The following is a 267-nucleotide window of genomic DNA, read 5'->3' on the forward strand; positions in this document are numbered from 1 at the left end:
TACAGGCAGGTATGGGCGAAGTGGCTATCGGTATCTCCATGGCCAGTCGTGGTGCGAAACTGAAAACGCAGGGCGCGCCACTGGATGTGATCGTACCTAAGGGAATCGGCTGGGAATCTGAAGCCGTGGGTCTGGTGAACGAGACCGACGCTGCCAAGCGCGTTGTCGACTGGTCGGTATCAAAAGCGGCCAATGAGCTGTATGTGGAGATGTATCCGGTGGTCGGCCACAAAGAGGTCAAAGCGACCGTCTCTAACTTTCCGAACG

Annotated in this window: 1 pseudogene; it reads left to right on the forward strand. The window is 56.6% G+C overall.

What is annotated here, in order from left to right:
- Window positions 1–267 (forward strand): annotated as a pseudogene (locus JI666_RS21085) (hypothetical protein); the annotation flags it as partial.

The organism is Bacillus sp. NTK071 (assembly GCF_017303315.1).
Taxonomy (GTDB): domain Bacteria; phylum Bacillota; class Bacilli; order Bacillales; family Guptibacillaceae; genus Guptibacillus.